15 protein-coding genes and 5 tRNA genes are annotated in these 18,836 nt (G+C 60.5%); 9 read left to right on the top strand and 11 right to left on the bottom strand.

Translation table 11 applies throughout. The features are described from left to right. Positions 1-108: 108 nt before the first annotated feature. From JNB71_RS01195 to JNB71_RS01175, 5 genes are all read left to right on the top strand, one after another. Positions 109-193 (top strand) — tRNA-Leu (locus JNB71_RS01195). Positions 194-234: 41 nt separating this feature from the next. Then, positions 235-732: a xanthine phosphoribosyltransferase gene (gpt, locus tag JNB71_RS01190; protein ID WP_220370029.1), complete on the top strand. Its 498-nt coding sequence runs from the start codon at positions 235-237 to the stop codon at positions 730-732. Positions 733-942: 210 nt separating this feature from the next. Beyond that, entirely contained in the window at positions 943-1,527 is a 585-nt protein-coding gene (locus tag JNB71_RS01185) for a hypothetical protein (RefSeq protein WP_223215718.1), read from the top strand. A gap of 668 nt (positions 1,528-2,195) precedes the next feature. Continuing rightward, on the top strand, positions 2,196-5,996 hold the full coding sequence (locus JNB71_RS01180) for a vitamin B12-dependent ribonucleotide reductase (RefSeq protein ID WP_220370028.1): 3,801 nt from the start codon (positions 2,196-2,198) through the stop codon (positions 5,994-5,996). Positions 5,997-6,298: 302 nt separating this feature from the next. Then, complete coding sequence (locus JNB71_RS01175; RefSeq protein ID WP_223215717.1) at positions 6,299-6,925, top strand: hypothetical protein; 627 nt, start codon at positions 6,299-6,301, stop codon at positions 6,923-6,925. Positions 6,926-7,022: 97 nt separating this feature from the next. Here the strand turns inward: JNB71_RS01175 and JNB71_RS01170 are convergent, their stop codons facing one another. The 9 genes from JNB71_RS01170 to JNB71_RS01130 all read right to left on the bottom strand — a co-directional run bounded on the left by JNB71_RS01170 (position 7,023) and on the right by JNB71_RS01130 (position 12,623). After that, a complete protein-coding gene (locus tag JNB71_RS01170) occupies positions 7,023-7,388 on the bottom strand; it encodes a hypothetical protein (RefSeq protein ID WP_220370027.1) in 366 nt (121 codons plus the stop codon). A 108-nt stretch (positions 7,389-7,496) separates the two neighbouring features. Then, positions 7,497-8,471: a GlxA family transcriptional regulator gene (locus JNB71_RS01165; protein ID WP_220370026.1), complete on the bottom strand. Its 975-nt coding sequence runs from the start codon at positions 8,469-8,471 to the stop codon at positions 7,497-7,499. Between the two features lie 180 nt (positions 8,472-8,651). Continuing rightward, positions 8,652-9,188 (bottom strand): MgtC/SapB family protein, encoded by a 537-nt coding sequence (locus JNB71_RS01160; RefSeq protein WP_220370025.1) that lies wholly within the window; start codon positions 9,186-9,188, stop codon positions 8,652-8,654. 162 nt (positions 9,189-9,350) lie between these two features. Further along, positions 9,351-10,424, bottom strand: a complete 1,074-nt coding sequence (locus JNB71_RS01155; protein ID WP_220371109.1) for a D-alanine--D-alanine ligase family protein — start codon at positions 10,422-10,424, stop codon at positions 9,351-9,353. A 306-nt stretch (positions 10,425-10,730) separates the two neighbouring features. Beyond that, positions 10,731-10,807, bottom strand: a tRNA-Arg gene (locus tag JNB71_RS01150). Positions 10,808-10,849: 42 nt separating this feature from the next. Then, complete coding sequence (locus JNB71_RS01145; protein WP_220370024.1) at positions 10,850-11,155, bottom strand: ETC complex I subunit; 306 nt, start codon at positions 11,153-11,155, stop codon at positions 10,850-10,852. 241 nt (positions 11,156-11,396) lie between these two features. Beyond that, positions 11,397-11,473, bottom strand: a tRNA-Pro gene (locus JNB71_RS01140). 86 nt (positions 11,474-11,559) lie between these two features. After that, positions 11,560-12,045, bottom strand: a complete 486-nt coding sequence (locus tag JNB71_RS01135; protein ID WP_220370023.1) for a DUF192 domain-containing protein — start codon at positions 12,043-12,045, stop codon at positions 11,560-11,562. Next, positions 12,045-12,623, bottom strand: a complete 579-nt coding sequence (locus JNB71_RS01130) for a cold-shock protein (protein ID WP_220370022.1) — start codon at positions 12,621-12,623, stop codon at positions 12,045-12,047. The genes JNB71_RS01135 and JNB71_RS01130 overlap by 1 nt, the downstream gene beginning before the upstream one ends. A gap of 196 nt (positions 12,624-12,819) precedes the next feature. Between JNB71_RS01130 and JNB71_RS01125 the strand changes: the two genes are divergently transcribed. The 4 genes from JNB71_RS01125 (at position 12,820) to JNB71_RS01110 (ending at position 15,473) form a co-directional block, all read left to right on the top strand. Next, positions 12,820-13,260 carry a VOC family protein gene (locus JNB71_RS01125; protein ID WP_220370021.1) on the top strand — a complete coding sequence of 147 codons (441 nt, stop codon included), beginning with the start codon at positions 12,820-12,822 and terminating at the stop codon, positions 13,258-13,260. 365 nt (positions 13,261-13,625) lie between these two features. Further along, a complete protein-coding gene (locus JNB71_RS01120; RefSeq protein ID WP_223215716.1) occupies positions 13,626-14,999 on the top strand; it encodes a YcbK family protein in 1,374 nt (457 codons plus the stop codon). Positions 15,000-15,136: 137 nt separating this feature from the next. Continuing rightward, positions 15,137-15,211: transfer RNA gene (locus tag JNB71_RS01115), tRNA-Glu, on the top strand. 187 nt (positions 15,212-15,398) lie between these two features. Next, positions 15,399-15,473 (top strand) — tRNA-Glu (locus JNB71_RS01110). Between the two features lie 58 nt (positions 15,474-15,531). On the opposite strand, the gene recJ is transcribed toward JNB71_RS01110, so the two are convergent. Next, a complete protein-coding gene (gene recJ, locus JNB71_RS01105) occupies positions 15,532-17,334 on the bottom strand; it encodes a single-stranded-DNA-specific exonuclease RecJ (RefSeq protein ID WP_220370019.1) in 1,803 nt (600 codons plus the stop codon). Between the two features lie 124 nt (positions 17,335-17,458). Continuing rightward, a complete protein-coding gene (locus JNB71_RS01100) occupies positions 17,459-18,781 on the bottom strand; it encodes a homoserine dehydrogenase (protein ID WP_220370018.1) in 1,323 nt (440 codons plus the stop codon). Positions 18,782-18,836 lie beyond the last annotated feature (55 nt).

Genomic DNA, 18,836 nt, shown 5'->3' with positions numbered 1-18,836 from the left:
CTGGCTCTGCCCCCGCAGTCGACATGTCCCGCCCGCCGTGCAGTCCGTCAGGGAAGCAGAAAAACATTCGCTTGACGAAATCAGCCAAGTGTCTGAAAGGAAAATCACGCGGACGTGGCGAAACTGGTAGACGCAAGGGACTTAAAATCCCTCGGAGCAATCCGTACGGGTTCGACCCCCGTCGTCCGCACCATTTCCCGAACGCAAAATGCCGCCATCAACCGGAGCTTCGCAATGTCACTTCCCGATAAAGCATTTCCCGTTTCATGGGACCAGTTTCACCGCGATGCGCGGGCGCTCGCTTGGCGCCTTGCCGGCAATGGCGGCGAATGGAAGGCGATCGTCTGCATCACCCGCGGCGGGCTGGTTCCGGCGGCAATCGTCTGCCGCGAACTGAACATCCGCCTGATAGAGACGGTGTGCGTTGCTTCCTATCACGAGTATGACGCACAGGGCGAGATGTATGTGCTCAAGGGCATTTCGGAGGAGTTGAAGGCCGATGGCGGGCAAGGCGTACTGATCATCGATGACCTGACCGATACTGGCAAGACAGCCGCCGTGGTGCGGGCAATGCTGCCGAAGGCGCATTTCGCCGCCGTCTACGCCAAGCCGAAGGGCCGGCCGCAGGTTGACACTTTCGTCACCGAGGTCAGCCAGGACACCTGGATCTATTTCCCCTGGGATATGGGTTTCACCTATCAGGAGCCGATTGCGAAAGGCTCCCGCGGCTGAGACAAAATGCACATTTGGTGCGGCGGCACTTCCGCGCGAGCGGAAGCGCGGGTCGCGTATTTATGAGCAATATCGAATGTTAGCAGTTTTTTGAGTAGTTTGAGCGCATAGATTGAACCATCCGGCGCCGCGATCCGCTGCGGTGGTGAGAATCCGAAGCAGGCCGGCAGGTGTGCGCGATGCGGGTTCTTTAAGAGAGGACGAACCATCATGCGGATGACGCTCGTTTTGGTCGCGGCCGTTACAGAATTCTCGTCGTTGCCGATCACGGCGTGCGTGGCCGGCGACGTTCACGTCGCACCGGTCACTGCGTATGTCGAGGCCAATGTGCGGGCGTGGATCGAGGACCCCGTCGTCATCGAAGCGCTGAAGGATCATAACGAACGTCATGCGCATCTGTCACAAGCCGATATTAATCGCATGGATGCCGAGTGGCGCAGCCAACGGTCGAGCGAAAGGCGCCCCTTGATCGATTCGGTGGCGGCCACGGCGCTGTCGAAATTTCTCAAGGCCAAGCAGGCAGCCTCGGGCGGTGCCATCACCGAAATCTTCGTCATCGACGCCAAGGGCCTCAGCATCGGCGTGAGCGAGCCTGGTTCCGATTATTGGCAAGGCGACGAGCCGAAATGGCAAAAGACCTACCTTGCCGGCACCGGCACGCTTTTCGTGGATCGGGCGGAAAAGGATGAATCGACCCAGACGCTGCAGTCGCAGGCAAGCTTTACGGTGGCCGATCCGCAGACACACAAGCCGATCGGCACGCTCACCGTCGGCATCAATCTGGATGCCCTGTGACGGGCCAAGAACCTTGTCGAAGCAAGGCTAGCGAGCGGACCTTCAAACCCCGCCGCGTGTCCGAATCAGTTTTTCCCCAGCGCCACAAGACGGCCCGTTTGGCTATGGCGTATGATCGCTATGGTCAATTCTTACCCGCAAATTTTTCGGAAATCCGCTTGCCTTTAGAGGAGCCGTGGCAGCCAAGCCCAAGAAGCACCTGATTTTGCTGGATTTGCTTTCTGTCCCCGTTTTCCACAGGGGGTGCACACAACATCTGGTGTTCATAAATACGCCGCAAACCAGCCCTTGACGGAATCGGGTCCGATGCCGTTAATGGATTCACGTTGCGGCGTCAGCGGGACCGGACACGTTACGAGGCCGGTTCATTTCAGAAAAAATCGTTTTGGTAGAGGCAGTCCGGTGAAAGATCGCCGGCCGCGGCGGTTATTTTTTGTGATTGCCCCTGATGCCAAGCACGTCACAAAAAGCTGGCGTAAAGAAGTTGTTAATACTATATTTAGTGTTTGCAGCCAAAATCAGCACAAGATACAGGAAAACCCGATAATGGGTTTCCCACATTGACGCGGAAACAAAAGCTGGCTGCGCAACCGCGTGCGGCCGGACGGGGACATTTTTGCCCAGCGCTTCGGTGGCTCGGGCGTGCGGCGAACAAAGGACACGGGACAATGAAGATCGAACGTCGTTTCACAAAGGCCGGCCAGTCGGCCTATGCCGAGATTGAATTCCGCAAGGCCGTCAGCGAGATCAAGAATCCGGATGGCTCGATTGTGTTTCGCCTGGCGGACATCGATGTTCCCGCGCAGTTCAGCCAGGTCGCGGCCGACATTCTGGCGCAGAAATATTTCCGCAAGGCGGGCGTTCCGAAGCACCTGAAAAAGGTGGAGGAAAATTCCGTTCCCTCCTGGCTGTGGCGCTCCGAAGCCGACCTTGCCGCAATGAAGGATCTGCCCAAGGAAGAGCAGTACGGCTCCGAAACCGACGCCCGCCAGGTTTTCGATCGCCTGGCCGGTACCTGGACCTATTGGGGCTGGAAGGGCGGCTATTTCGCCTCTGAAGACGATGCGCTCGCCTTCCGCGACGAACTCGCCTACATGCTTGCCACCCAGCGCGTGGCTCCCAACTCGCCTCAGTGGTTCAACACCGGCCTGCACTGGGCCTATGGCATCGACGGCCCAGGCCAGGGCCATTTCTATGTCGACCCCTTCACCGGCAAGCTGGTCAAGTCGAAGTCGGCCTATGAGCATCCGCAGCCGCATGCCTGCTTCATCCAGTCGGTCGGCGACGACCTCGTCAACGAAGGCGGCATCATGGACCTGTGGGTGCGCGAGGCGCGCCTGTTCAAATACGGCTCCGGCACCGGCTCCAACTTCTCCTATCTGCGCGGCGAAGGCGAAAAGCTGTCGGGCGGCGGCAAGTCGTCGGGCCTAATGTCCTTCCTGAAGATCGGCGACCGCGCTGCCGGCGCCATCAAGTCGGGCGGCACCACGCGGCGCGCCGCCAAGATGGTGGTCGTCGATATCGACCATCCCGATATCGAGGAATACATCAACTGGAAGGTCAAGGAAGAGCAGAAGGTCGCAGCCCTCGTCACCGGCTCGAAGATCGTCGCCAAGCACCTGAAGGCGATCATGAAGGCCTGCGTCAATTGCTCCGGTGACAACGACGCCTGCTTCGACCCTGCCGAGAACCCTGCCCTCAAGCGCGAAATCAAGGCGGCCAAGAAGGACCAGGTTCCTGAAAACTACGTCCAGCGCGTCATCCAGTTCGCCAAGCAGGGCTACAAGGACATCGAGTTCAAGACCTACGACACCGACTGGGATTCGGAAGCCTACCTCACGGTCTCCGGTCAGAATTCCAACAATTCCGTCTCGCTCAAGGACGATTTCTTGCGCGCGGTAGAAAATGACGGGGACTGGAACCTGACCGCCCGCAAGGACGGCAAGGTGATGAAGACGCTGAAGGCGCGGGATCTCTGGGAATCGATCTCCTACGCCGCCTGGGCGTCGGCCGATCCGGGCCTGCACTTCAACACCACGATGAACGATTGGCACACCTGCCCGGCCGCCGGCCCCATCCGCGCATCCAATCCGTGCTCGGAATACATGTTCCTCGACGACACGGCCTGCAATCTCGCCTCGCTGAACCTCTTGCAGTTCAAGGACGCCGCCACCAAGAACATCAATATCGCCGACTACGAGCATGCCGTGCGTCTGTGGACGCTGGTGCTCGAAATCTCGGTGATGATGGCGCAGTTCCCCTCGCGCGAAATCGCCGAGCTCTCCTATGAGTACCGCACGCTCGGCCTGGGTTACGCCAATATCGGCGGCCTGTTGATGTCGGCGGGCATTCCCTACGATTCGAAGGAAGGCCGGGCGATTGCCGGTGCGCTGACCGCCATCATGACCGGCGTTTCCTATGCAACCTCGGCGGAAATCTCCGCCAAGCTCGGCCCCTTCCCGGGCTTCAAGCCGAACCGCGACAACATGCTGCGCGTCATGCGCAATCATCGCCGCGCCGCCTTCGGCGAAACCCAGGGCTATGAGAAGCTCTCGGTCGAGCCGGTTGCCCTTGTCCATGGCGATTGCCCGGATGCCGACCTGATCGCCCATGCCAAGGCGGCCTGGGACAAGGCCGTGGCACTCGGCGAACAGCACGGCTACCGCAACGCCCAGGTCTCCGTCATCGCGCCGACCGGCACGATCGGCCTTGTCATGGATTGCGACACGACCGGCATCGAGCCCGATTTCGCCCTCGTCAAGTTCAAGAAGCTCGCCGGCGGCGGCTACTTCAAGATCATCAACCGCGCCGTTCCTGAAGCGCTGCGCACGCTCGGCTATTCGGAAAGCCAGATCGCCGAGATCGAGGCCTATGCCGTCGGCCACGGCAACATCAACCAGGCGCCCGGCATCAACCCCGGCTCGCTGCGGGCCAAGGGCTTTACCGACGACAAGATCGAGGCGATCAACGCCGCCACCAAGGCTGCCTTCGACATCAAGTTCGTCTTCAACCAGTGGACGCTCGGCGCCGACTTCCTCAAGGGCGCGCTGAAAGTCTCCGACGAGCAGCTCGCCGACATGAGCTTCAACCTGCTCGAGCATATCGGGTTCTCGAAGAAGGACATCGAGGCCGCCAACATCCATGTCTGCGGTGCGATGACGCTGGAAGGCGCGCCGTTCCTCAAGGCCGAGCACCTGCCGGTCTTCGATTGCGCCAATCCCTGCGGCAAGATCGGCAAGCGCTATCTCTCGGTCGAAAGCCATATCCGCATGATGGCGGCGGCCCAGCCGTTCATCTCGGGCGCGATCTCCAAGACGATCAACATGCCGAACGAGGCGACCGTCGAGGATTGCAAGGCCGCCTACATGCTCTCGTGGAAGCTGGCGCTGAAGGCCAACGCCCTTTACCGCGATGGCTCGAAGCTCTCCCAGCCGCTCAACGCCTCGCTGATCGAGGACGAGGACGACGAGGATGCCATGGAGGACTTCATCCAGGCCCCGGCCGCCGCACAGGCAGTCACCGTCACGGAGAAGATCATCGAGCGTGTGATCGAGCGGGTCACCCGAGAGCGTGAAAAGCTGCCGAACCGCCGCCAGGGCTATACCCAGAAGGCGATCGTCGGCGGCCACAAGGTCTATCTGCGCACCGGCGAGTTCGGCGACGGCCGCCTTGGCGAGATCTTCATCGACATGCACAAGGAAGGCGCTGCCTTCCGCGCGATGATGAACAATTTCGCCATTGCGATTTCGCTTGGGCTTCAATACGGCGTGCCGCTGGAGGAATATGTCGAGGCCTTCACCTTCACCAAGTTCGAGCCGGCCGGCATGGTGCAGGGCAACGACGCGATCAAGAACGCAACCTCGATCCTCGACTACGTGTTCCGCGAACTCGCCGTCTCCTACCTGAACCGCCACGACCTCGCGCATGTCGACACGTCCGACTTCTCCAACACGGCGCTCGGCAAGGGTATCCAGGAAGGCAAGACCAACCTGATCTCGACCGGCTGGACCCGCGGCCACAAGCCGACCCTCGTCTCCGGCGGCCAGATCGACCGCGCTTCCGGCGAGCCGAAGGGGGCTGCAACCGCGGCACCCGCCAAAGCCTCCGGCGGCGCCAATGTAACGGCGTTCGCCGGCTCCGCCGCCCGCAAGCTCGAGCCGGCCGCCGCGGTCTCGACCTCCGAAATCGTCGCCTTCAAGCGCGACTACGAGGAACGCGCCGCCGAACTGGCCGAAGAGATCGCGGAAGAGGCCGAACCCGACGTGACCGCCCTCTTCTCCGACAAGGCCGCAGCCGAAGCCGCCGCTGCCAAGTCCGACGCCAAGAAGCTGGAAGCCGAACGCCGCATCCGCTCGATCGCTCAAGGCTATACGGGCAACATGTGCTCGGAATGCCAGAACTTCACGATGGTCCGCAACGGGACCTGCGAGAAGTGCGACACGTGTGGAGCGACGAGCGGCTGCAGCTGATACCTGTGCTTGATAACAACAACAACAACTGAGGAACCGAAGCCATTTCTGGCCAATCCGGCTCCAAATTGGCCAGACTTGAAGCAAAAACTGGCCTTCGGGTGCTCGATGCGGTGATTGGTGAAATCCGGGTCGCCATAGGCACCAACTCAAAGAATGTCCCAGGCGGGGTTGCCCTGCCTGGGAGGCCAAACAAAACAAGAAGTAGTTCAGGGATCGCGGGAGTCACTTCAGATCAATAGACCATAGGAATTCAGCAATATGAGCCAAGTGCCCAAGTTCGGATTTTCCGCTTTCTAAAATTGATCAATGCCAATCCCAAGCCGCAGAAACGCCTTGTACGCGACCGCTTTCGTCCGAGCAGTGGCGGGTATGATTTTCACAAAAGCCTTCGGCAACGCGTTCAGCGAATCGCATTCGAAAATCTCGGCCTTCAGGAAGCGTTAGCGTCGACGGCTGAGATCGGCAAAAGAGCCGAGCGTGAGTCTGCCATTCGCGGGCTCCGCCAATTCTTCGACTGGAGACAGAAGAACCTCGGCGACCTCTCGGCTTGCGAGAGTTTCGTGTTCAGCAGCCCCAAGGGACTTTTCAAGGTTGAGTTTACGCCGAACTTCCTCATCGAGTTGAACGGCCGTCGCACAGCAGTCCACCTCTGGAACACACGCCAAGCTTTGAGCGCTGGACTGGTAAATGCATCTCTCTGCATGGTAGCGAACCGCCATCCTGTCGAAAGCCGACCTGACGATTTTGCTGTCCTGTCTTTACAGGATGGGCGTCTTTTTAAGTGGTCTGACGCAACCAAGGAGACTGCAGCATTCGGCGAGAAACTGCTTGAGGTGCTTGATCTAGACTTTGCAAACGCGCGGCTGGAATTCGGCCTGCCAGGAGCGGTTGAAGGCGACGCTCCGGACAGCCCGACCCCGATCTGACATTGCTGTCGTGAGTTTTCGAGAGCCGGTGCAGCGCCGCTGACCCGAGTCGGCATGGCCTTCCTCCGGCGAGCGCGAATACCCGGACCCGAACACATCATCGGCGAGGCCGCCCGACCGGGGTCAGATCTCTGAGAACCCGCGTGGCAAAGACCGCCGCGATACCGACCATCAATACGGTGGCTAGACCGGCTGTCATGGCGGCATAGTTCGGGCGCTGGCGCGCCGGTGCAACTAAGCGTGACTCCGGGAGTTCCGATATGCGGCTTCCAAGATAAGACACATAGGCTTTCAGTCGGCGCAGGTCTTCCTGAGCGCCGCCCGTGTTGGAGACTTCGGGCTGTTGAAAGCCCGCGTCTCGCTCGACCGGATCATCGCCTAGCTCTGCGAAATACTCTTCAAGTTCATTTCGACGGCCGGAATGTTTCCTGTTGCCGCCTGTTTTACCCCCGCCCTGCATCATGACCGATCCTTATGCCTTTTTACGGCTAGACAACGCGGCTGGAGAAGAAAGGATGCATTGGCGGAGTCCTGACGTGGGAAATAAAAGGACGTCGCGCGCATCAGCCGGTCATTGACGCCCTCTTCCCCGGCGCAATTTCAAGGGGCTTTCGCCGTATTGATGCCTGAAGGCGCGGGAGAAGGCGGACAGGCTGTCGAAGCCACTGCGAAGGGCAACGTCGCGGACGCTCAATTCCGTATCGCTGACGAGACGATGGGCCGCCTGCAGACGAAGCCGCAGATAGTAGCTGCCGGGGCTGATGCCGAGCGCCTTGGCGAAACGCGTTTCCAGTTTGCGGCGGGATTGACCGGCGCGCAGGGCGAGTGCTGCGATCGACAGTGGCCGGTCGAGCGTGCGCTCCATCAGCCGGATGGCCCGGGCAAGGTCCGGATCGAGCGCCTCCATGCGGCCGAGCGAGACCAGCGGCTGCGCATCCGACGCGGCATGCGTCTCGTCGTAGACGAAGATGCTCGCCACATCGAGCGCGACGGCTGAGCCGAATCGCTGCCGGATCATGTGCAGCATCATGTCGAAGGTCGGCGACGCGCCGCCCGAAGTCCAGAATTTGCCGTCGGTGACGAAGCGGTCGGCCTTGACCGAAACATCCGGAAAGGTCAGCGCGAAATCCTCGAGCTCCTCCCAATGCGCCGTTGCCGACCGACCGTTGACGAGGCCGGAGCGCGCCAGCAGCCAGCAGCCGGATTCGATGCCGGCCACGACGGCAAAATGCCGGGCGCAGGCTTGCAGGGCGGCGATGAACGTCTTTCCCGCGTGACGCTCGAGATTGAACCCGCCGATCACCAGCAGAAAATCGCCCGCCGCGCGGGACGTAAAACGGCCGTCCACGGCGATCGACACACCGCAGGTCAGAAGAACCGGCTCGCCATCGGGAGAAAGAATCTTCCAGCGGAACAGCGCCTTTCCTGCGACGCGATTTGCAGCCCGCATCGGGTCCAGCACCGAGGCGAGCGACATGATCGACGATTCGGGCAGGACGACGATGACGACGGCGACGCAGTGTTCGGGAGGCTCTTTTTGCGGCATGGCAAAAATGTCAAATCTTCCGCGCATTTTGTCAAATGAAACATCGGCGATCGGGCATGATGGGGCGGTAAGAGACCTCCCATTCGCAGCGCTGGTCAGCCTGTGGATGTCTGAACATTCCCCCTATCCGCCACTTTGCCGGACGGGCCGAACGGCAGAAATGCCTTCGGTCCGTTTTTTTCATTTGGCCTGCCGGCTCTTGTTGTCGTTACGGCTCATCTCCGGCTCCGCGGCTGGCGGCCGATTCGATTTATAGGCATTTTCGAGCTTTCCAACGGCATAAAGCACCGTCAACCCGGCCGCGAGCGCAAACGCCGCGATCAGCCAGTGGCCGAAGCCGAGTGCGAGGCCGATTGCCCCTGCAAGCCACATTCCGGCACCGGTGGTCAGGCCCCGCACCTCCCCTTGCGAGAGAATAATTGTGCCGGCCGCAAGGAAGGCCACCCCGGCCGTTACCGCCTCGACAACCCGCAGCGGGTCAATGCGGACCTGCGCGTCGGAAAGCCCAGGCATATGCGCGCTTTCGATCGAGATAATCGCAAAGACGGCGGAGGCAAGGCTGATAAGTATATGGGTGCGCAAACCTGCCGCCTTGTCCCGCGCCTCCCGTTCGAAACCGATCAGTCCGCCAAAGAAAATCGCGCCGCAGAAGCGGGCGATGATGACCGGGTAGGGAATTTGCGTCGCGGGAAAGATGTCGGCTAAAATCTGGTCCATGGCCGCAGAACGCGCCGGCGAAAACTTGGTTCCAACACGGCATCGAGCGAGCCTGGCCGGTCGGCATTCCTCCGATGCTGCGGCCGTGATCTCATTTTGCAATTAAGGTGTCCGGCTAGAGACCGTCCGCACACTGCCGACTGCCGCAGCCGGTTCCTCCGATCAGAGGGCCCGTCTGGCTCTCGCCAGTCCGTGCTCGATCAGCCGGTCAATGAGTTCAGGGTAAGACGTTCCGGTCGCCGCCATTGCTTTGGGGTACATGCTGATATCGGTGAATCCCGGCATGGTGTTGATTTCATTGATAAGGACTGTCATGTCCGGCCGGACGAAAAAATCGACGCGGGCTAGCCCCTCGCAGCCCAGCGCGATGAATGCTTGTCTCGCCATGTCCTGCAACTGTCGCGCCGTCGGTTCGGGAAGCGGCGCCGGGATGTTTATGGTGGCACCCTTTTCGTCGAGATATTTTGCTTCATACGTATAGAATCCGTGCCCCTCGCCCGTCACGATCTCGCCGGGGACCGAGACCACGAGCGTTCCGTCGGGGTTCTCAAGAACCGCGCATTCAATCTCGCGAGCCTGGACGAACTCCTCCACGAGAACCTTCGTATCAAACCTGAACGCCTCGCCGAGCGCGTCATGAAATTCGCTGCCGGTGCGCGCTTTGCTGACCCCTACCGACGAGCCTTGGCGCGCGGGCTTCACGAAAAGCGTCGATCCGAGAGCCTTGCTGACCTCGTCGAACACCAGGTGCTCGCCAGGTCTAACGGCGATGGAACGGGCGACCGGTAGACCCGCCTCGCGCAAGAGGCGTTTGGCCATGTCCTTATCGATGGCTATGGCCGACCCCAGGATACCGCAGCCGACCAGGGGAACCCCTGCAATCTGAGCCAGCCCCTGTACGGACCCGTCCTCGCCGTGCAATCCGTGCAGAACGGGAAACACGATATCGATCGCCGGCAGTTCGCGGGAGACGGCGGAGCCTTCGACGGCGACAAGACGACCGCGCCCACCGGGCAGCAAGCAGACCTTTGTCCCGACATAGGCCACGGAGGCCGGCAAATCCCCATCCAGCAGTTCGATCAGCAACCATTGTCCGGCCCGATCGATAAGGATCGGCATGACCTCGTATTTGGCTGCGTCGATGGCCTTGACGACGTTGCGGGCGGAAAGGATCGAAACGTCATGTTCGGCGGATTGTCCGCCAAAGAGAACGGCTACTCGCAATTTGGAGGCCATGGAGTTTCCTTTTGAAAAATCGGCATCAACAGGCGGGTGCCAAGCTGTAACCGGCCAATTGCAACCAAATTGAGATAATTTTTGCGGTTTGTGCCGGTGGCACACGAATCTCGTTGCCGTGCATCCAGATACCGACGTCTTCTCGATCTGCGAGCGGAAGCGGGTGCTTGCCCCGCAAACGCGATGATGCGTACACCGTCGGGACCATGAGTTGCGGCGAAAACGGGAGAATCAGCTACGTGGCGATCGGCCGCCTAACCTCACTCCGCAAGAGCTCAACTCAATACCCTGTTTTCCAAGTGTTTTTGGCGACCCCTGCAGGACTCGAACCTGCGACAACCTGCTTAGAAGGCAGGTGCTCTATCCAGCTGAGCTAAGGGGCCGCTTGTTGGAGGCCTTGACCTCGGGAAACTGGCAGCCTGGCGTCAGTGAGTCCAGGGCTGCGTGCGGCTGAACCGGAAATTATCGCTGTAGGACACGTTCTTGCGGGTCGCTTCCTTCGGCGCGATGACGCGGTAGTCGATGCCGTTGCGTTCGGCATAGGCAATCGCCTGCTCAGCGGTCTCGAAGGTCAGCTTGACCTGCTGGCGGGTGTCGGCCGAACTCGTATAGCCCATGATCGGGTCGATCGTGCGCGGCTTTTCCTGATCGAACTCAAGAACCCACAAATGCGTCTTGGCTTTGCCCGACTGCATGGCGGTTTTTGCGGGTCGATAGATTTTCGCGGACATGTCTTGAGCGGTCTCCACCTTCGTTCCGTCACGCCGGAATCTCTGCTGCCGGTCGCTGCGCATTGCCATAGCGCAGAATGGATCAAAACGGAATGACCTTCCGGCGATATATCCGCCGATTTTACGGGCCTTCGTGGCTTAGCGGCAGAGAGCGTTCCACGGCGGCACCCAGTGGTGCCCAAATGGGTTCCGCGCCGAAACAACGGCTCAACCAGCATCAACACTGAAAGGAAGAATTCGATGGTCGGAGTGGAGAGATTCGAACTCCCGACCCTCTGGTCCCAAACCAGATGCGCTACCAGGCTGCGCTACACTCCGTGACCCATCGATGACGCGGAGATACACGCTTACCCTTGCCCCTGCAACAGCTAAATTGTGCAATCAACGCATGCACGAATGCTGTTTCAAGGCTTTGCCGCGGATATATGCTGGCTGTCGACGATGTCGCCCGGGGCGATGCCGAGACGGCTGACGGTGCCGGCGTTCAATTCGAGAACGAAAGCGACCGGGACGCGCGAGGCGATAATGGATTCGGACAGGGGCACGGCGTTTTCGCGCACGGTCTTGACCTCGCCGTCTCTGGCGATGAACAGCATGTCGAGCGGAAGATAGGTGTCCTTCATCCACATCATCACCTGGCGCGTCTCGCCGAAATCGAACAACATGCCACGGTCTCGTGGCATGTGACGTCGGTTCATCAATCCTTGGGCACGCTGGGCACCATCAACGGCCAACTCGACAGTGAACCTGTGCACCTTGCCGCCGGCGGTGATGATCTGCAGGGGCTCCGTGGCGAAGGTGAGCTCGGCTGCAGAGGCGCAAGACGGGACCAGCCATAAAAAAAGCGCCGCAAGGGCGCTTCCGGTACGGCGCGAGAAACGCACCGGCATCAATGCGCCCGACCGGTCGGTGCCGGTACGTCCGGATGGATTTCGGCAGCCATCAGCCCCTTGTCGCCATCGCCGAAGCGAACCAGAACAGTCTGACCAGGGCGCAGCTCGGTAAGGCCGAACCGACGGAGCGTTTCCATGTGAATGAAGATGTCCTCGGTACCATCGCCCCGCGTCAGGAAACCGAAGCCCTTGGTGCGGTTGAACCATTTGACGAGCACCCGCTCCAGCCCGCTGGTCGGCGTCACCTGAACATGTGTCTTGACCGGCGGCAGTTGCGACGGATGGACCGCTGTCGACTGATCCATCGACAGGATACGGAAAGCCTGATAGCCGCGGTCGCGCTTTTGGATCAGGGCAACGACACGGGCGCCTTCGAGTACGGTCTGATAACCATCGCGGCGAAGGCAGGTGACATGAACGAGCACGTCCTGCATGCCGTTGTCGGGGACGATGAAACCGAACCCCTTGGCAACATCGAACCACTTGATCACACCGGTAATCTCGATCAGATCAAGCGCATCGTTGCCGATGTCCTCGTCCGGCGTGACGCCTTTCGCTGAAATCCTGTCCGCCATTGCCCGCCAGCCCCTCGTTTACGCGTCACACTCATTACGGTTAACTGATTCTTGACGGTCAGAATAACATCGTCCCGCCGCAATTGCGCAAGCCCTCGGATGAAATTTGCCGTCGATCAAGGCTAGCTCTCAAGCCTTGCCTCTGGCTGACTTGCGGCTAAATATACCGCATCTTCAGCAAAACAGGGATATTACAATGCGTTATCTGCACACGATGGTTCGCGTCAAAGATCTGGACGCGGCGCTTCACTTTTATGGCACGCTTTTCGGTCTTGTGGAAATCCGCCGCTACGAGAACGAAAAGGGCCGGTTCACCCTCGTTTTCCTTGCTGCCCCCGGCGATCTCGACCATGCGAAAGCGGAATTGTCCCCTTGCCTGGAACTCACCTATAATTGGGATACCGAGGACTATGCCGGTGGCCGCAACTTTGGTCATCTGGCATACGAGGTCGATGATGTCTACGCCACTTGCCAGCATCTGATGGATAACGGCGTCACCATCAACCGGCCGCCGCGCGACGGGCACATGGCCTTCGTTCGTTCACCGGATGGCATATCGATCGAAATCCTGCAGAAGGGCGAAAACCTGCCGCCGCAGGAGCCATGGCTGTCGATGGGCAATACCGGCGCCTGGTAAGCCCCGCACAATGAGACCGGGCGATAACCCCTCGAAAGATGAAAATCGCCTGGTTCATGGCGGAACGGCTCAACCACCGCCTTGGTGAAAGTCTCCCACCGCGTGACAACCAGCGCCTGCGTCAGCGCAGGTTTACAAGCAACGACGCGTTCACTACTGTGCGCGCGAACGTTAGGGGGATCAGGATGTGAGTCGCCTCTTAAGGTCGACGCCATGCTGCCCCGGTTGAACCGGTCAAACCGCAAGAGCGGTGCGTATGCCCAAGACAGGTATCGCGCCACGATGCGCTGTTTGTGCCTTCGAAATGATCGGCCATGACGGCAACGATATGTCGCCCCGGGCCCGCATTGAGTGGGGATCCAACGTTGCGTGTTCTGCAAAAAGCGCCGACGATTTGCAGTTTCGGCTGCGCTCTCGCCCTGACGGTTTCGGTCATGGCCCTCTCCGGCTGCGTCTCGGCTGGCAAGGCAACCGCTGAAGCGCCCTCGGTGGCTGAAGAGACGGTTGCCGAAACCGCGTCTGCGGATGCGGCGCAGGCAGCGCCCGGGACCTACCAGGACCAACAGGTGGCGGCCGTCGGCGCCGGCGCACAGGCCGGAAACCCGGTCGCCGCCAACGCGATGGTTGCCGCCGGGAGCAACAGCCAGCCGGCATCGCTTACGATGCAAAGCACTGGTGTCAAGGCAACCTCCAGCAGCATCTTTGCGGTCCAGACGCCGAATGCGATTCCTGCCCAGATGCAGAATGCCGACAGGGAGGTGGGCAATGCACCGTTGCCTGTGGGGCAACAAACCGGGGTCAGCCCAACCACGAACAGCCTCTTCAATGGCGGCCAACCCGCGACCAGCCCGGCTGCGCTGCCGCTTGAAGGCGCCAGCAATGCCGAGGGTGCGGTTCCCGCCACGCAGCAGGTGGCAAGCGCCGAACCCGGCGCGGACGGCACCGCTCTTCCGGCGGCGGTACCGATTCCCTCGACCGCCAACGCCCTGACTGGCGGCGACGTCACGCCGCAGCCAGCGGCGGCACAAGCGGTGTCTGCAAATCAGACGGCCGTCGCCACCGCGGCTGCAAGACCCGAAAACACGCCAGATAATGGCGACGAGCAGAATGCAACGCAGAAGCCGCTGACGTTCGCCGCTCTGTTTGCCGCCAAGCGCAAGACCAAGGGCCAGTTTAACAGCGACCGTTTCGCCAAAACACCGGTGAAGGAGACACTCGTCGCCGCCAACACGCCGCAGCGCCAGATTGCAGCGCTCGGCTTCACGGACTTGCCGGGCGTCCAGACCACCTCGATGTTTGCGACAGTGGACGATTCCCAGCCCGGTCATGACGACGACAGTGCCGCGGTCGAAGTGGCCGCCCTGCCCGGTCTGGCGCGGCTTGCGCCGAACGGTCTCCAGCTGCAAACCGAGAAAGTGGAGACCGGCTGTTTCCGTCCGGAATTACTGCAACTCCTGAAGGTCGTCGAGACCCATTACGGCCGCAAGGTCATGGTGACGTCCGGCCTGCGGGATCTCAAACACAACATTCGGGCCGGCGGCCGTCGGTATTCCCTTCACACGACCTGCCAGGCGGCCGACATCCAAGTGCCCGGCGTCAGCAAGTGGGATCTCGCCGAATATCTGCGCACCATCCCCGGACGTGGAGGCGTTGGAACCTATTGCCACACCGAATCCGTTCATATCGATACCGGTGAAGTCCGTGACTGGAACTGGCGTTGCCGCCGTCGACAAGTATGACATCAAGCGTTTGTTTTGATTTGGTATTTTCGCTTTTCCCCAGGAATGCCGCCTTATCCGGACTTTTTTGCAGGAAAATGAAAATTGCCGCTTGCGGTATTCAAAACCCCTGACTATAAGACGCCCACACAACTGATGCGCCCTTCGTCTATCGGTTAGGACACCAGATTTTCATTCTGGGAAGAGGGGTTCGACTCCCCTAGGGCGTGCCATTTGTGAACCTCTCCCATAGATGGAAGTTTGTGCGCTGCCGGCGAAAACAGCTTGCCGGTGAACGCTTCCGCACGAACGTATCAGTTCTACTTTGCCGCTGTTTTTACTGCGAAAAAACTCAAAAAAATGCGATTTAGCGCTTGCAGCATTCCAAGTGTCTGACTATAAGACGCCCACACCACTGATGCGCCCTTCGTCTATCGGTTAGGACACCAGATTTTCATTCTGGGAAGAGGGGTTCGACTCCCCTAGGGCGTGCCATGGTTACCCAATTCCCCACAGCATTGCCGTCTATTCTCACAACCGCGAGACGCTCGGTTCAGAGCGCTTTCGCAGCGTCGATCACGCGTAGCTGAACGCGTCGCGTTCCCTGCCATAGGTCAGCAGAAATCGATGCCGCCACATGGATGGATGTGCCGCGGCCTGACAGCAGGAGATCACCAAGCGGGGTTTCAGTTGCGCGGAAAGCAATTCCCTCGACGCGCGAGCCGTCCTGCCCCTCGAGCGTGATCTTTACGTGATTGGCGCCCACCTGACGTGAATCGCGCAGAAAGTGTGACGGCAAGGCGAAGACCGGCTGCGGGTGGCCTGCTCCGTAGGGACCCGCCTGCTCCAGTTGGTCGATCAGTGCCAGATTGGCGCCGGCCGCTCCCAATGCTCCATCGATCTTCAGCGTCTCGGCCGAGACGAGATCCTTGATGGCATTTTGCGCTTTTTCGTCGAAGAAATGCCGCAGCTTGCCGAGATTGGCGCGCTCGACCGTCAAGCCCGCCGCCATGGCGTGGCCGCCGCCTTTCGCCAGAAGGCCGGCATCGACGGCAGCACGGACGATTCGTCCGATATCGAAGCCACTGATAGAGCGGCCCGATCCTGTTCCCTTGCCGCTCGGATCGAAGGCGATGGCAAAGGCCGGGCGGCGGAATTTTTCCTTGAGCCGCGCCGCCAGCAAGCCGACGATGCCGGGATGCCAGTTTTCGCGCGCTGTGACGATGATGGAGGCGGCGTCACCGTTGCCATATTCCGCCAGAGCCTCCGCCTCCGCCTCGGCCAGCATGGCAATTTCCATCGCCTGGCGCTCACGGTTCAATTCATCGAGCCTTGCAGCGATCTGCTCGGCCGCGCCTTCTTCGTCAAGCGTAAGCAGCCGACTACCAAGCGCTGCATCGCCGATACGCCCGCCGGCATTGATTCGCGGGCCGATCAGGAAACCGAAGTGATAAGGCGTTACGGGGCCGCCCAGTCCCGCCTTGCGAAAGAGGGCAGAAAGCCCCGGATTTTGCATATGGCGGGCAGCGACAAGCCCCTTTACCACATAGGCCCTGTTCAACCCCTTGAGGGGCACGACGTCGCAGACGGTCGCCAGAGCGACAAGATCGAGCAGCGCGAGGAGATCGAACGAAGCAACCCGGCCGTCTCCGCCTTCTCGCAGTTGACGCATGGCATTGACGAGCACGAGGAAGACCACCCCAGCGGCGCAGAGATGGCCCTGCCCCGAAAGATCATCCTCACGGTTCGGATTGACCAGCGCCGCGCACGGCGGCAGTTGCGCCCCTACCTGGTGGTGATCGATCACGACAACATCGATGCCCCGCGTTTCGGCCGCGGCGAGCGATTCGTGACTGGTCGAGCCGCAGTCCACCGTGACGATCAGGCGGGCACCATTGTCGATCAACTGGTTGATCGCAGCCGGATTGGGCCCGTAGCCCTCGAAAATACGGTCCGGAATGTAGATTTCGGCGTCCACGCCGAAATGGCGCAGGAACCGGTACATCAGGGCGGACGATGCGGCCCCATCGACATCGTAATCGCCGAAGATCGCGACTTTCTCACGTTTCCTGATGGCAGCGACGATGCGAGCGGCGGCCTTGCTGCAGTCAGTCAGCGTATCGGGATCCGGCATCAGCGAGCGGATCGTCGGTTCCAGGAACGCGACGGCATCGTCCATCGTCACGCCACGGCCTGCAAGCACCCGGGCGATGAGATCTGAATAACCATGGACCTGGCTGATGGCGAGCGCGCGGTTCTGGCCGGCCTGATCGAGCCGAGAGACCCAGCGTTGCCCGCTTACCGAGCGCTCGACACCGAGAAAAGCCCGCTGGACCGTATCTACCAACTCGCTCATGATACCCCCATGATTGCTTGACCGTTCGTAGCCATCTTTTGCGCGGTCCGCAAACCGGAAACGACAGCGGCCCCGTCCGGGCCGATAGCCGGATGGGGCCGCAAAAAAGTCTCACGACAAAAAATCAAACGGCCTTTGGGCGCTCGATGCGGATCACTTGGGGATCACCGACGAGATAGCCTTCGCTCTTGATCGAGGCGACAGCCTTGCGCACCGATTGCTCGGTCGTTGCATGGGTGACCAGGATGATCGTTTGCGGTTCGCCGGTCTCGACCGGATGCTTCGAGTGCTGGACGATCGATTCGAGCGAGATGTGATTTTCCGCCATATGGGTGGCGATTTTCGCGAAAACACCAGCCCTGTCGATGACTTTAAGGCGGATGAAGTAACCGCCCTCATGGCTCTGAATCTGCGCACGCTTGTAGGTCAGCAGTGCGGTAACCGGACGGCCGAAGGCCGGGACATGCTGTGCGCCGGGCCGGCTCTTTGCGATGTCGGCAATATCGCCAAGCACGGCCGATGCCGTCGCATTGCCGCCGGCGCCCGGGCCGACCATCAGGAGTTCGCCGAGAATGTCGGACTCGATCGCCACGGCGTTGGTCACGCCATCGACCTGCGCGATCACCGAATCGAGCGGCACCATGGTTGGATGCACCCGCTGCTCGATGCCGCTTTCGGTGCGCTGCGCGACCCCGAGCAACTTGATGCGGTAGCCGAGATCGGCGGCCGCGTGGATATCGTCGATCGAGATATTGGTGATGCCTTCAAGATAGATGTCATCTGCGGCAATCGCCGTGCCATAGGCAAGGCTGGTCAGAATGGCAAGCTTGTGCGCGGTGTCGTTGCCCTCGATGTCAAAGGCCGGATCGGCTTCCGCATAACCGAGACGCTGCGCTTCCTTGAGGCAGGCTTCGAAGGAGAGCCCCTCCTTCTCCATCTTGGTGAGTATGTAGTTGCACGTGCCGTTCATGATGCCGTAGACGCGGGAAATCGTATTGCCGGTCAGCGATTCACGCAGTGCCTTGATGACCGGAATGCCACCAGCTACGGCCGCTTCATAGTTCAGCAGCGCACCATGCTCCTCAGCAAGCCCCGCAAGCTCGATGCCGTGTGCGGCGAGCAGTGCCTTGTTGGCGGTGACGACGTGAAGTCCGCGCGACAGTGCTGCCTTGACGGCGGAATAGGCCGGCTCGCCGGCACCGCCCATCAGTTCGACGAAGACGTCGATGTCGGCCGTCTGGGCGAGCGACAGCGCATCGTCGTGCCATTGCATTGTGGAAAGGTCGACGCCGCGATCACGTTTCCTGTCGCGCGCCGTGACGGCGGTGATCTCGATGGCCCGGCCGCATGTCGTTGCCAGCGCCTCATGACGCTCCTGGAGGATACGCACGAGCGAGGAGCCAACGGTACCCAAGCCCGCAATGCCGATTTTAAGGGCATCTGACATTCACTATTCCTAACATGTCGAGAACGCTCCGCCTCAGGCGGCGGAGCAGAGTTTC

The sequence above is a fragment of the Rhizobium herbae genome, from assembly GCF_019511375.1.
GTDB classification, from domain to species: domain Bacteria; phylum Pseudomonadota; class Alphaproteobacteria; order Rhizobiales; family Rhizobiaceae; genus Pararhizobium; species Pararhizobium herbae_A.
The sequence above is the reverse complement of the archived record's forward strand: the minus strand, read 5'-3'. Positions and strand labels throughout refer to the sequence as shown.